Here is a 12,634-nt window from a genome sequence, read left to right as displayed (position 1 = left end):
TTTCAGCCGTCGAGCCAGACGTTCTGCAGATCCATCTCGAAGGTCTGGTGAACGCCGTAGTTCTTCACCTTCTTGTTCATGTGGCTGTAGAGCTTCTGCCAGTACGGCTGAATGATCACACCGGAATCCTGCAAGATCTGCTCGACATCCTTCATCACCTCGCGCCGTTTCTCGACATCGATCAGCGACAGCGCCTGCTTCAGCTTGGCGTCGAACTCCGGGTTGGAATAGGCCGATTCATTCCAAGCCTCGCCGGTGCGGTAGCCCAGCGCCAGCACCTGGACGCCGAGCGGGCGCATGTACCAGATGGTCATCGAATAGGGATACTTCGTCCAGTCGTTCCAGAAGGTCGAGCCCGGCAGCACGGTGCGCTTCACCTTGATGCCGGCATCGCGCAGCTGTCCGGCAATCGCGTCGCCAGTGTTCTTCTGCCAATCGTCCTCGACGGTGATCAGCTCGTGCTCGAAATCGGCCTGTCCGGCATCCGCCATCAGTTTCTTGGCGCCGGCGGCATCGCGCGTCTTCTTGGGCAGCGCAAAATATTCCGGATGGATGGGGCTGACATGGTGGTTTTCGCCGACCGTCCCACGGCCGTTATAGCCGAGTTGCAAGACCGTATTGTTGTCCACCGCCATCTGCAGCGCATTGCGCACGCGCTGGTCGTCATAGGGCTTGTGGGTGATGTTGGTGCGCGCAACCAGCGTGGTCGCAGTCGCGACTTCCGACTTCTGCAAACCCATCTTGTCGAGGATGTCGATGAAATCGGACGGCGTTTCGAAATTGAGGTCGATCTCGCCGGAATCGAAGGCGTTCACCGAAGCATTGAAGTCGGTGCCGTAGTCAATGAATTCGACGCTGTCGAGCGGCGGTTCGCCGCCCCACCACTTGCCGTTTTCACGACGCTTGACCACCGCCTTCTGGCCGACATCGTAAGAGACCAGTTCGAAGGGTCCGGTGCCGATCGGCTTCTTGATCGGGTCGGCGCCGTCGGCATCGAAATTGCGGTGGACGACGAGCGCGGGATAGTCGGTGAGGTTGGGGATCAGCGAAATGTCGGGCGCTGCGAGCGTCAGCTTGACCGAGAAGTCGTCGACCTTGGTGATTGCGCCGTCCCTCGCCTTGCCCGACTTTTCATCGATCAGCCCGCCGACGCGCGCGGCCATGGAATTGCCGGCGACGGCCTTCTCGCACCAGCGGGTCACGTTGAAGACCACGTCATCGGCGTTGAAGGCATCGCCATTGTTCCAGGTGACGCCTTTGCGCACATGCAGCGTGTATTCGGTGGCGTCGTCATTGACGTCCCAGCTTTCGAGCAACACCGGCTCGAAGGTGAATTCCCTGGTGTAGCGGACCAGCGGCTCCAGCCAGCAGCGCGAAATATTGGCGAGCTCCACCCAGTCATAGGTGCGGGGATCCTTCTGCGCCTTGACCGACATCGATATATGCAGCGTTCCGCCCTTCTTCGGTTCCTCGGCAAAGGTCTGTCCCGGCGCGGCGAGGCCGATCATGCCGTAGGCCAGCGCCGTCGAGGCGCCGAACGCACTTGCCAGCGCCAGGAATTCGCGCCGGTCCACACGGCCCGCACGCGTCTCTTGCGCCATCGTCTCGATGGGATCAGGCACGTGATCGCCGTTGCTTCTGAACAGTGTCATGTCTTCCTCCCTTGCGGTTCCCGTCGGGTCTTTGCCCGTTGTCAACTCACGCTGGTGTTCCTGTCAGCTGACGCTGTCGGGCAGACTCCCTTCGCGCTGCGCGATGAAATCCTTGAGGCCCTCGGCGATGCCCTCATCCAGCTTCGGTTCCTCATAGTCGGCAAGCATGTTGCGGGCTTTCTCGCGGCCGCGCGTGTCGTGGTCCTTCGCGCCTTCGGCCTTCCACTGCTCGTAGGAGTTGAAGTCCATGATGGTGGGCATGAAGAAGGCGGACTCGAAATGCTCGAGCGTATGTTGGGTGCCAAGGAAATGACCCTGCGGCCCGACCTCACGGATCGCAGCCATCGCCTCCTTGAAATCGTCGAACGCCAAGCCGCCGGCATATTTGTACCAGCCGACAAGTTGCTCGCAGTCGGTGGCGAATTTCGAATAGCCGCAGGTGAGCCCGGCTTCGAGCCAGCCGGCGGAATGCCAGATGTAATTGGCGCCGGCGAGGATCGCGGCATGCATCAGCATGTTGGATTCGTAGCCTGCCTGAGCGTCGTTGAGTTTCGAGCCGACATGGAAGCCGGAGGTGCGCCAGGGCAATTTGTATTTCCGCGCCAGCGCGCCCATCAGATACATCATCTGTGCCGCTTCCGGCGTGCCGCCCATCGGGGCGCCGGTCTTCATGTCGACGGTCACCATGAACTGGCCGTAGATCTGCGGCGAGCCCGGCCGCAGCAGCTGGGTGAAGGCGACACCGGCCAGTGCCTCGGCATTGACCTGCGCCACCGCGCCGACGGCGGAGGCCGAGGTCGAGGCACCGCAGAGCGCGAAGGGCGCGAGGATCAGCGGCTGGTTGTGGCGCGCATAGACTTTCATCGCGTCCAGCATGGTGGCGTCCCACACCAGCGGCGAGTTGCAGTTGGTGATCGACACCAGCACCGGATTTTCGCGCACGAACTCTTCGCCAAAGACGATGCCGGCCATTGCCATCGTGTCCTCGGCCCGTTCCTTCGAGGTGACGATGCCCATGAACGGCTTGTCGGAGTGCTTCAGCGCCGAGTGGATGATGTGCAAATGCCGCTTCGGAACCGCGATTTCCATCGGCTCGCAGATGATCGAGCTCGACGAGTGCAGCGCCGGCGCCATGTAGGCGAGCTTGTGGAAATTGTTGAGGTCGTTGAGCGAGCCGTAGCGCCGGTTGTTGTCGAGGTCGCGCACATAGGGCGCGCCATACATCGGGACGAAGACCGAGTTCTTGCCGCCGACGCGCACTGTACGCTCAGGATTGCGCGCATTGAGGGTGAATTCGGAAGGAACCTTCGAGACCAGATCCATCAGGAGGGCGCGATCAATGCGGACGCGTGTCTCGGACACGTCCCCGCCCGCCGCCTTCCACATGGCGATCGCCTCGTCGTCGCGGAATTCGCAACCGACCTCTTCGAGGATGGCGAGCGACTCCTGGTGGATCAGCTCCACCGCCTCGTCCGGGACCATCTGATAGGTGGGGATCTCGCGGACCAGGGTCGGGAACGAGGTGACAGGCGCACTCCTCAGCGCCTTGCGTCCAAGGCGACCGCCGCCACGGCGGTGGGTTTGCTCGGTCAATTCAGCGGCCGGTGCGTTCATGGAGCCTCCTCATTCCGTTCCAGCCAAGTTAGCGAGACGAAATATGGATGTGACGCTGGAAAATCCTGATCTCTTGTATAAGCTCAGCTTATGCGAAGCCTGCGTCATCTCCTGCCTTCGGCCGGCAGCCTGATCGTCTTCGAAGCGGCGGGCCGGCTGTCGAGCTTCACCGCCGCCGGGCGTGAGCTCGGCATGACGCAGGCCGCCGTCTCCTATGCGGTGCGCGGGCTAGAAGAACAGCTCGGCGCGCAGCTCTTCCAGCGCCGCCACCGCCAGGTGATTTTGACCGAGGCCGGCGAGCGTTTCCATGCCGACGTCTCGCTCGGCCTCTCGCATATCCGCAAATCGGCGGAGGACCTGCGCCTGCAGGCGACCGGCGGCCATGTCACGCTGGCGGCCTCGACCGCCTTCGGCTCGTTCTGGATGATGCCGCGCCTGCAGCAGTTCCGCGACGAGCTGCCGGGCATCGATCTCAGAATCCAGACCGCCGACCGCGACCTCGACATCATCGCCGAAGGCATTCCGCTGGCCGTGCGCGGCGGCGAACCGCGCGAATGGGCCGACTATCATTCGCTGCCGCTGGCCGACGAGGAGATTTTCCCGGTGGTGGGCGCCAGCTATCTCGCGAAATTCGGCATGCCGAAGACTGTCGCGGAGCTGGCCACGCATCGGCTGATCCATCTCGAAGAGCCCTATCGCGAGGCGGCGAGCTGGGACGAATGGTTCCAGTCGGCCGGAGGCAGCCTCGACAACACCGCGCGCGGCCTGCGCATCAACGATTACGGCCTGGTGATCCAGGGCGTCATGGAGGGCCAAGGCATCGCACTCGGCTGGCGGCATCTCGCCGAACGGCTGCTGGCAACGGGGCTGCTGGTGCCGGTGACGGATCATGTGCTGAGGACCGGCAAGGCGTTCTATGTGGTTTGGCCGAAGAACCGTGAGTTGAGCGAGAATGCGCGCAAGGTCAGGGATTGGCTGGCCGCGCAGGCTTGAGGCGGTTTCGCCCATTCGCGTGCTGACATGCCGGCGTCGCTCTTTTCAGAAGAATAGAATGAAGGCATAGTTTCTTCATTTCATAGTCTCTGATGTCGCCGGTTGAAACACTCCACCCGCGGAGAGTTTTGTAATGCCGCTTGGGGAGAGGCTGGCGACGTGAGTGAGGGCGCATACCAATCATGTTCGACAGCTTTTCCTACAGCTATGCCGAAGCACGGGACAAGTTTCTTGCCGCCGCTCGCGATGCGGAAGCGCACATCCACAGCTATGGGCGCGACGATCTCAAGGGAAAGGATGGCGAGCGTCTCGTCTGCGATGTCGCCGTGCTCGGCGCCGACGACGCCGAACGCGCGGCGATCATCATCACTGGGACCCACGGTGCCGAAGGCTACTGTGCCTCCGCCATCCTGCATCGTTGGCTGGCGTCGCGAGCTGCCGACCTTGATCTGAAAGACCTCAAGATCGTGCTCGTACATGCCATTAATCCCTGGGCGTTCTCCCATAAAACCCGGGCGACCGAAAACAATGTCGACCTCAACCGAAATTTTCTGCCGGCCGATTCGACCTACGGTAGCCAGAACCCTTCCTACGACAAGCTGGTTCCTTTCCTGCATGCCGATCGACTCCATGCCCGCGACGAACTCGCCGCGCATCTGGCCTACAAAAGCTTTCTCGATAAGCACGGCTGGCACATCGAGAACGAGGCGTGGGCCGGCCAGGGCCACCGCCCGGACGGCATCTGCTACACTGGACACGAGCCGGAATGGGCTAACCGCATCTTCCGCGGGATCGTCAACGAACACCTCGGCGCCTCTAAAACGATCGGGTTCATCGACTGGCACACCTGCGTCGGACGTTTCGGCGAGATCGTCTATCTGATCTTCGACGAAGAAGGCACTCCGGAACACAAGGCTGCTGCCGGCTGGTGGAGTCGCGGCGAAGGAGACAGACATGCCTTCAATGCTGGTACCGTGCCCAGATATGAAGGCCTTCTCTGCAAGGCGATCCGTCAGGAATTGCCGGCGTCGAGGATCGCCGGTGCCGTCATCGAGTTCGGAACCGTGGACGAATATGCGCTGTTCCGGGCCGACCGCCTGGACCGCTGGCTGCGTTCGGAAGGCCGTGACGATCCGGATCATGACCTGCTCCGCGAGGATTACATGAACGTCTGTTGTCCGCGCGACATTACTTGGCGACGACATGTGCTCACTGAAGGCCCGGCTGTCATGGACCGGCTGATTGACGGAGTGCTCGCCTGGCGGGAATGAGCCGTCGAATCCGTATCCAGTCCTTGCATGCGTCGGCACGAATCCGTGTAAGATGCCCTCATGCCCATTCGCCAGCTTTCCGAAACGATGATCAACCAGATCGCCGCCGGCGAAGTCATCGAGCGTCCGGCGAGCGTGGTGAAGGAGCTGGTCGAGAACGCGCTCGATGCCGGCGCCACGCGAGTCGAGGTTGTCACCGCCGGTGGCGGGCTCAACCTGATCCGCGTCACCGACGACGGCTCAGGCATCCCCCAACCGGAGCTGTCGCTGGCGATCGCGCGCCATTGCACCTCCAAGCTAGCCGACAACATCCACGACATCCGCTCGCTTGGTTTTCGCGGTGAGGCGCTGCCGTCGATCGGCTCGGTGGCGCGGCTATCGATCCGCTCGCGCACGGCCACCGGCGACGCTGCCGCCGAGATCGGCATCGAAGGCGGCCGGGTTTCGGCGGTCAAACCGGCGGCGGCCAACCGAGGCACCACCGTCGAGGTGCGCGACCTGTTCTTCGCCACGCCCGCCCGGCTGAAATTCATGAAGGGCGAGCGGGCGGAAAGCTCGGCCACCAGCGACGTGGTCAAGCGCATTGCCATCGCTTTCCCCGCCGTGCGCTTCACGCTCGCCGGCTCCGACCGCTCGGCGCTGGAATTGCCAGCCACCGACGACAGCGCGGAAGGCAGCCTGCGCCGCGTTGCCCAGGTGATGGGCGCCGAGTTCCCAGACAATTCCATTGCCATCGATGCCAGCCGTGACGGCGTGCATCTGACCGGCCATGTCTCGATCCCGTCCTTCACCCGCGCCAACGCGCTGCAGCAATATGCCTATGTCAACGGCCGGCCTGTGCGCGACAAGCTGATTGCCGGCGCGATCCGCGGCGCCTTTGCCGATGTGCTGCCGCGCGACCGGCATGCGGTGACCGTGCTGTTCCTGACGCTCGATCCGGCGACCGTCGATGTCAACGTCCACCCGGCCAAGGCCGATGTGCGCTTCCGCGACCCAGGCCTGGTGCGCGGGCTGATCGTCGGCGCCATCCGCGAGGCGCTGGCCAATGCCGGCATTCGCGCAGCCACCAGCGGCGCTGCCGGGATGATGGCAGCGTTCCGGCCGGGTGCTGCGTCCTACGCCCATGCCGGTCCGGCCAACGGCCATCGCAGCTATGACGCGGCGTACCGCGCGTCGGGCTTTGCCGGGTTCGATCGCTCGCCGCAGCGTCCGCTGGATATGGGCTTTGATGGCGCCGGCTTCCGAGAAGACGAGCAGGCAGCGTTTGATGCCGGCCCGCTTGCCAGCGCCGACGCGCGTGCCGGCACAGCCGAGGCGGCCGAGACGCTGCTTGGCACCGCACTTGGCGCTGCCCGCGCGCAGGTGCATGAGAACTACATCGTCGCGCAAACCAGGGATTCGCTTGTCATCGTCGATCAGCATGCGGCGCATGAGCGGCTGGTCTACGAGGCGCTGAAGAATGCGCTGCACTCGCGCGCTGTGCCCTCGCAAATGCTGCTCTTGCCTGAAATCGTCGACCTGCCGGAAGAGGACGCCGAGCGCCTGGCCCTGCATTCCGAGACGCTGGCCCGCTTTGGCCTCGGCATAGAGCGCTTCGGCCCCGGTGCGGTGGCGGTGCGCGAGACTCCGTCCATGCTGGGCGAAACCAATGTCCAGCAACTGGTGCGCGACCTCGCGGACGAGATCGCCGACAATGACACGGTCGAGACGCTGAAGGAGCGTCTGGACAAGATCGCCGCGACCATGGCCTGCCACGGCTCGGTCCGCTCCGGCCGGCTGCTCAAGCCCGAGGAGATGAACGCGCTGCTGCGCCAGATGGAGGCGACGCCGGGATCCGGCACCTGCAACCACGGCCGCCCGACCTATATCGAGCTCAAGCTCGCCGATATCGAGCGGCTCTTCGGGCGGCGATAGGCCCGTGAGTGGCGAGACGACGCTCCGGTTCCAGTTCGAAGCCGAGGTGATCCACTGGCGGGGTCCTTCGCCATACTTCTTCGCGCCAATCCCCGAGCAGTATGGCGAAGAGATCAAAAAGGTCGCGAAGTTCGCGACCTATGGCTGGGGGGTGATACCTGTCGAGGCGACCATTGACGGCTTCATGTTCGGCACATCGCTGTTTCCCAAGGACGGGAGCTACCTTCTGCCCCTGAAGGATGCCGTCCGGCGCAAGTGCAATCTGACGGCTGGCGATTCGATTTCCGCTCTCATCGCGATAAGCCTTCGCGGACGATAAGACACGGCCCGTTGGCTATTGTCTCGAGAGGCTCACTTCCTCTTGCGGTACTTCTTGCTCTTGCGGTCAAACGCATAAACCTCCTCATACCCGGCGCGACCATCGTAGAAATTCACGGATATGATGTCCTTGCCCCGTTCTGTCTGCTTCTGCACATTCCAGTAGATGGGTGTCATCAGCATACCCGCATTGCAAAGGTCGCCGCCGAATTTGATGGTCTGTACGGCCTTCTTCCGCTTCTTGTTGATGATCTGCATCTTCGTCATGCAGATTCCGTCGTCGGTTTTCTCGTAAATCCCCGCAAACCGGTCTGTGGCCGTCTGCGCCCAGAAGGGAATCTCGACGGTACCCTCGACCTTGCCCTCCCCGGTGTCGTCCAGGCTCGCGACCTTCCTGAGACTGACCGGGAATTTGTCCGCGCCCTTGCTCCAGCTGCCCGTCAAGACACCGTCACCAAGCTCCAGGGAAAACGGGCATCCGGAGGTGTCGAGGCCCGTTTTCTTGCCCATGACGATGACGCGCTCAAACTCCTCGTCATCGGCAATCGCGCAAAGCGCGAGGCTGGTGCCACTGGCTTTGCCGTAGAGCGCGATCGGACTTTGCTTCGCGTCGTAGAAGTAGCTGCCCTGGACAGTGATGCCGCTACCGAAACTATAGGTCTGCAAGGAGAGATGGACGGGATCGGGACCGATGGACCCTTCGTAGTTTTCCACGTGATACCAACCAGCCGTGGCCTTGCCGCTTAGCAGCAGCAAGCAAAACACGGCCGATACAAGCTGCCTTACCATCCCGACCCCCGGTGAATTTCAACTCACCATAGCCACCCGGTGGGGTCGTGTCTGCACGGCAGAAGCAGTCGGCTGTCTCGTGGACTGTGAAATTCCGGCGCGGCTCTCACTATGATTGGGGAAAGTTGTCCAACGCTTTGATCTAACGCTTCAAATTCACCACGATGACGCCGCCGAGCGCCAACGCGCCGCCGAGGATGCCGAGCAGCGTCGGCACTTCGCCCAGCCAGAAGAAGCCGATCAGGGCCGACATGGGCGAAACCAGATAGAGGAAGTTTGAAGCGCGCGCCGCAGGCAGACGCGAAAGAGCGGTTGCCCAGGCGGCATAGGCAATCAGGCTCGGCACGATGCCAAGAAAGATCACGGCGCCGATCCCGGCTGTGTTGGCGACCGCCGCCTGCGCAAAGCCACTTGGCAGAAAGGGCGCTAAACAAAGTGCGCCAAGGATCATGTTCGAGGCCGAGATGGTTAGCGGGTGATGGCGGGCAAAAAGCGGCTTCTGAACGATCGTGTTGACGGCCGAGCACAGCGCGGAACCAAGAACCAGCAGCGCACCGGTGTCGAAATGCAAGCCATTCCCGTCGGCCACGGCGATGATGCCGATACCGGCGAAAGAAATCGCCGTGCCGAACCAGGCCCACCCTGAGAAGCGTTCGCCCAGCAATGCCATTGCCATGATGGCGGTAAAGATCGGGCTGACATTGATGATGAAGCCGGCAGCCCCCGCCGATACGGTCAGTTCGCCGTAGTTGAGCATGACCGTGTAGAGCGCGACGAAAATCGCGCCGCCAAAGGCGAGCCGCCACACTTCGTCGAGCCGCGGCAGCGCCGGGCGCTTGACGGCAAGGAAGATCGCCGCCGGTACCGCGGCGATGGCAAAGCGCAGCGCACCGAGTTCCAGCGGCCCGAAGGCGGCGAGGCCGGCGCGGATCGCGGGAAAGGCGGACGCCCAGCCGACCACCGTCAGCGCCACGGCGATGGCTGCCGTGGCGTCTATCCGCTGTGTCGGATTCGACGTGCTGGTCGTTGCGCTCATCTCACTGTCCTTCGTGTTCTTGGGTCTCGAAAGCCAGAAAGCGCCTTTTCGACGCCGTTGACAAACGATCAAATCGAGGATCACCTGTGACTATGGATCACAGCTCAGACACAATGGTGCCGCTCGAGACTCTGCGCGCCTTCGATGCGGCGGCGCGCACCGGGAGCTTTTCGGCCGCCGCCGAGAAGCTCAACATCACCCATGGCGCCGTCAGCCGGCAGATCGCCAAGCTGGAGAACTGGCTGGGCCTGAAAGTGTTCGACCGCGGCGCGCGCGGCGTCTCGCTGACCATCGAGGGCAACCGTCTGCATCTGCGCACGGCGGAAGCCTTTGCGCTGATCTCCAGCCATTCCGACCGTTGGGTCGAGCCACGCGGCACCGCCGTGGTGCGGCTGACCTCGATCCCCTCGGTCAGCGGCCTGTGGCTGATGCCGCGCATGGCGGCGCTTGAGAACAATCCCAGCAAGCTGCGTATTGTGCTCGACGTCGACATCCGCCAGGCCGACCTTGCCGACGAAGGCATCGACCTGTCGATTCGCTGCGGGCGCGGCGGCATTCCGGGCCGGATCTCGGTGCAGCTGTTCGAGGAATATGTCTTTCCCGTCGCCGCACCTGGCCTTGCCCGCGAGATCGGCCGCGGCGACCCTGCCCGTCTGCTCAAATTTCCGCTGATCAACGATTCCGACGCATCGGGCTGGCGCGCATGGTTTGCCGCGCAAGGCATGGATTACCGCCCGCGCCCGCAGGACCGCCGTTTCGAAGACTACAATCTGGTGCTGGATGCCGCCGCTTATGGGCTCGGCGTCGCGCTGGCACGGCCGCCGTTGACCGGGCAACAGCTGGAGGCGGGCCGCATCGTCGCCGTCGACGAGCGCACCGCGCTGAACCCCGTATCATACTGGCTCGACCGGCCGCTGGGGCGGCCGCGCGCGGCTGCCGCCGAACTTTCCCGCCGCATTGCAGTCGAGGCGGGGCTGGCGATGGAAAAGATGGAAGCGTTCCTCGAAGCCGAACGCTAGCGACGATCGTTCGATGCTCAGCGAAGCACCAGCAGGACGAACCCGATAATCGCGACAGCCAAAAACCCGGTCCCCACCGCCATCAGCCCGATACGCATCTCTTGCTGGCTTTCGGGCTGGACTGCGCCATTCGATCGAGGCGTCGCCTGCCCTCGTTTCGCCGCTGCATTGGTTGCGGAGGCACGAGACTGCGACGAAACTTCAGGGACGAGAAAGGCAAGCCATGGCAGGCCTGCGGGTTTCGCAGCAGTGCCATCGTCGGTCCTTGGCGGCAACACCGGCAAACCGTGCTGTGCGTCGTCGTTTGCCGGTGCTGCCGCCACGGCCTGTATCGGCCGCCCCGCAGCATCTGGCGCCCCGGCGCCTGGTTCGGCAATTGCCAGATAGGCATGCAGGATTTCGGCAGATCCTGTCTGCTGCGCCTTGGCAGGGGTGACGGACAACTGGGCCTGCAGCGCTGGCACCGCCGCCGGCTGCAATGGAGCACCGGATGGCGCCGGCGGCTGCGCCAGCGCCTTGACAAGTGCTGCCTTCGCCGGGTCGGTGTTCGCCGACGGCACCGCCGCCAATACCATGGCTTCACGCAGCAGAGCGGTCAGACGGGCCGATGAAATGTCCATGCCGGTCCCACGAGAATGGTTTGCGGCGCGACAATAGAGCCTCAGCATTGCGTCAAGCTTGACCTTGCCGGCAATTTATGGCGATGAAATCAGCATGAACTCTGGCACCACCCGATGATGAACCGTTTCGAAGGCCCTGGCGGCAAGGAAGCCCGGATCCGCTATCTCGACGGCGATTTCCAGGTCACCAGCCCCGGCGCATTCGTGCGCTGCGCGGTGACCGGCGAGAGCATCCCGCTGGACGAGCTGAAATATTGGAGCGTCGCCAGGCAAGAACCCTATGTCAGCGCCGCCGCCTCGCTGCGCCGCGAGATCGAAACGCATCCGGAACTGCGCAGCCGGCGCTGACGCCAGCTCCTCCTGCCGGGCCGGACCGAACTTAGCCCCGCAGCTTGCGCTGCCTCCACGCGTCCAGCGTCTCGTCGATGATGCGTTCGGGCACGTTGTCGAGCTCGAACATGGCGTCGATCTCCAGCACGTCGAGCTGACCAAGGAATTCGGCCGAGGCTGCACCATGGCGCAGCCGGGCGGCGTCCTTGGCAGTGGTGACGAGGCCCAGTCCCTCGCGGCGCGCGGTTGCCGCCAGCTCAGTGAGCTCGTCAGGGGCATAGAAATGATGGTCCGGAAACGACCGGGTCAGCGCCACCTCAGCGCCTGTGTCGCGCAGCGTGTCGAAGAATTTTTCGGGATGACCGATCCCGGCAAAGGCGAGGAAACGCCGACCGGCGAAGCGTTGCTTGCCGCCGGGCTCGGCATGCGCCTCGAAGATCGGCCGGCCGGCACGGGCGGCCTGGCGCACGACCTGGTCGGCGGCGGTGCCCTCGCCCATCCTCAGCAGCCCGTCGGTGAAGACCAGCTGATCGACGATGTTGGCGCGCAGCGGCCCACCCGGAATAACGCGGCCATTGCCGATGCCGTAGCGGGCGTCGACGACGACCAGCGCATAATCGATATGGATGCGCGCGCTCTGAAAGCCGTCATCCATGATCAGGAAATCGCAGCCATGGGCTTTCAGGAGCAGTTTGGCGCCGGCGGCGCGGTTGGGGCTCACCGCAACAGGCGCATGCTCGGCCAACAGCAGCGGCTCGTCGCCGACGTGCTTGGCTGCGTCGTGATTGACATCGACGACATGCGGCTGCGCGAACGAGCCGCCATGGCCGCGCGACAGGAAGCCGGGATTGAGCTGCATGCGCCTGGCCTGCTTTGCCAGCGCGATGGCCACCGGCGTCTTGCCGCTGCCGCCGACGGTGAAATTGCCGACGCAAAGCACTGGCGCATCGATCTTTTCGCGGGGCGCGCGGCGCATGCGGCGGCCGGCGACCATGCCGTAGACCGCTGACAGCGGCGACAGCGCGAAGACCCGCCAGTCCGGCGCTTCCCACCAGAAAGGTGGTGCTTCCGACGCCAC

At 63.6% G+C, this 12,634-nt stretch carries 12 protein-coding genes; 6 read left to right on the top strand and 6 right to left on the bottom strand.

Features of this window, described 5'->3' with window-relative positions; all coding sequences use genetic code 11:
• Positions 1-2: 2 nt before the first annotated feature.
• Positions 3-1,652 carry an ABC transporter substrate-binding protein gene (locus ACYHH6_RS19480; RefSeq protein WP_352592507.1) on the bottom strand — a complete coding sequence of 550 codons (1,650 nt, stop codon included), beginning with the start codon at positions 1,650-1,652 and terminating at the stop codon, positions 3-5.
• 63 nt (positions 1,653-1,715) lie between these two features.
• On the bottom strand, positions 1,716-3,266 hold the full coding sequence (locus tag ACYHH6_RS19475) for a trimethylamine methyltransferase family protein (RefSeq protein ID WP_352592510.1): 1,551 nt from the start codon (positions 3,264-3,266) through the stop codon (positions 1,716-1,718).
• 90 nt (positions 3,267-3,356) lie between these two features.
• On the opposite strand from ACYHH6_RS19475, the gene ACYHH6_RS19470 reads away from it, so the two are divergent.
• From ACYHH6_RS19470 to ACYHH6_RS19455, 4 genes are all read left to right on the top strand, one after another.
• On the top strand, positions 3,357-4,259 hold the full coding sequence (locus tag ACYHH6_RS19470) for a LysR substrate-binding domain-containing protein (RefSeq protein WP_352592513.1): 903 nt from the start codon (positions 3,357-3,359) through the stop codon (positions 4,257-4,259).
• Between the two features lie 182 nt (positions 4,260-4,441).
• Positions 4,442-5,530 carry a DUF2817 domain-containing protein gene (locus tag ACYHH6_RS19465; protein WP_352592516.1) on the top strand — a complete coding sequence of 363 codons (1,089 nt, stop codon included), beginning with the start codon at positions 4,442-4,444 and terminating at the stop codon, positions 5,528-5,530.
• 60 nt (positions 5,531-5,590) lie between these two features.
• Positions 5,591-7,444: a DNA mismatch repair endonuclease MutL gene (gene mutL, locus ACYHH6_RS19460; RefSeq protein ID WP_352592519.1), complete on the top strand. Its 1,854-nt coding sequence runs from the start codon at positions 5,591-5,593 to the stop codon at positions 7,442-7,444.
• Positions 7,445-7,448: 4 nt separating this feature from the next.
• Positions 7,449-7,763, top strand: a complete 315-nt coding sequence (locus ACYHH6_RS19455; protein WP_352592522.1) for a DUF1905 domain-containing protein — start codon at positions 7,449-7,451, stop codon at positions 7,761-7,763.
• Between the two features lie 32 nt (positions 7,764-7,795).
• Here ACYHH6_RS19455 and ACYHH6_RS19450 read toward each other — a convergent pair whose 3' ends face one another.
• Entirely contained in the window at positions 7,796-8,551 is a 756-nt protein-coding gene (locus ACYHH6_RS19450; RefSeq protein ID WP_352592525.1) for a hypothetical protein, read from the bottom strand.
• 142 nt (positions 8,552-8,693) lie between these two features.
• On the bottom strand, positions 8,694-9,587 hold the full coding sequence (locus ACYHH6_RS19445) for a DMT family transporter (protein ID WP_352592528.1): 894 nt from the start codon (positions 9,585-9,587) through the stop codon (positions 8,694-8,696).
• Between the two features lie 92 nt (positions 9,588-9,679).
• Here ACYHH6_RS19445 and ACYHH6_RS19440 point away from each other — a divergent pair, with 92 nt between their 5' ends.
• The gene (locus tag ACYHH6_RS19440) at positions 9,680-10,606 is read left to right on the top strand and encodes a LysR family transcriptional regulator (RefSeq protein ID WP_352592531.1); all 927 of its coding nucleotides are present in this window, start codon (positions 9,680-9,682) and stop codon (positions 10,604-10,606) included.
• 17 nt (positions 10,607-10,623) lie between these two features.
• On the opposite strand, the gene ACYHH6_RS19435 is transcribed toward ACYHH6_RS19440, so the two are convergent.
• On the bottom strand, positions 10,624-11,226 hold the full coding sequence (locus tag ACYHH6_RS19435) for a hypothetical protein (RefSeq protein ID WP_352592532.1): 603 nt from the start codon (positions 11,224-11,226) through the stop codon (positions 10,624-10,626).
• Between the two features lie 114 nt (positions 11,227-11,340).
• Between ACYHH6_RS19435 and ACYHH6_RS19430 the strand changes: the two genes are divergently transcribed.
• Entirely contained in the window at positions 11,341-11,574 is a 234-nt protein-coding gene (locus ACYHH6_RS19430; RefSeq protein ID WP_112564953.1) for a DUF2093 domain-containing protein, read from the top strand.
• A gap of 31 nt (positions 11,575-11,605) precedes the next feature.
• On the opposite strand, the gene lpxK is transcribed toward ACYHH6_RS19430, so the two are convergent.
• A complete protein-coding gene (gene lpxK, locus ACYHH6_RS19425) occupies positions 11,606-12,634 on the bottom strand; it encodes a tetraacyldisaccharide 4'-kinase (RefSeq protein ID WP_352592535.1) in 1,029 nt (342 codons plus the stop codon).

The sequence above is a fragment of the Mesorhizobium sp. P171375 genome (assembly GCF_057786075.1).
This window is presented reverse-complemented; position numbering and strand designations above follow the sequence as displayed.

Bases quoted from the DNA above. Each gene is read 5' to 3' on its own strand.
- ACYHH6_RS19480 (WP_352592507.1), bottom strand. From the start codon at position 1,652: ATGACACTGTTCAGAAGCAACGGCGATCACGTGCCTGATCCCATCGAG.
- ACYHH6_RS19475 (WP_352592510.1), bottom strand. From the start codon at position 3,266: ATGAACGCACCGGCCGCTGAATTGACCGAGCAAACCCACCGCCGTGGC.
- ACYHH6_RS19470 (WP_352592513.1), top strand. From the start codon at position 3,357: ATGCGAAGCCTGCGTCATCTCCTGCCTTCGGCCGGCAGCCTGATCGTC.
- ACYHH6_RS19465 (WP_352592516.1), top strand. From the start codon at position 4,442: ATGTTCGACAGCTTTTCCTACAGCTATGCCGAAGCACGGGACAAGTTT.
- mutL (WP_352592519.1), top strand. From the start codon at position 5,591: ATGCCCATTCGCCAGCTTTCCGAAACGATGATCAACCAGATCGCCGCC.
- ACYHH6_RS19450 (WP_352592525.1), bottom strand. From the start codon at position 8,551: ATGGTAAGGCAGCTTGTATCGGCCGTGTTTTGCTTGCTGCTGCTAAGC.
- ACYHH6_RS19445 (WP_352592528.1), bottom strand. From the start codon at position 9,587: ATGAGCGCAACGACCAGCACGTCGAATCCGACACAGCGGATAGACGCC.
- ACYHH6_RS19440 (WP_352592531.1), top strand. From the start codon at position 9,680: ATGGATCACAGCTCAGACACAATGGTGCCGCTCGAGACTCTGCGCGCC.
- ACYHH6_RS19435 (WP_352592532.1), bottom strand. From the start codon at position 11,226: ATGGACATTTCATCGGCCCGTCTGACCGCTCTGCTGCGTGAAGCCATG.
- ACYHH6_RS19430 (WP_112564953.1), top strand. From the start codon at position 11,341: ATGATGAACCGTTTCGAAGGCCCTGGCGGCAAGGAAGCCCGGATCCGC.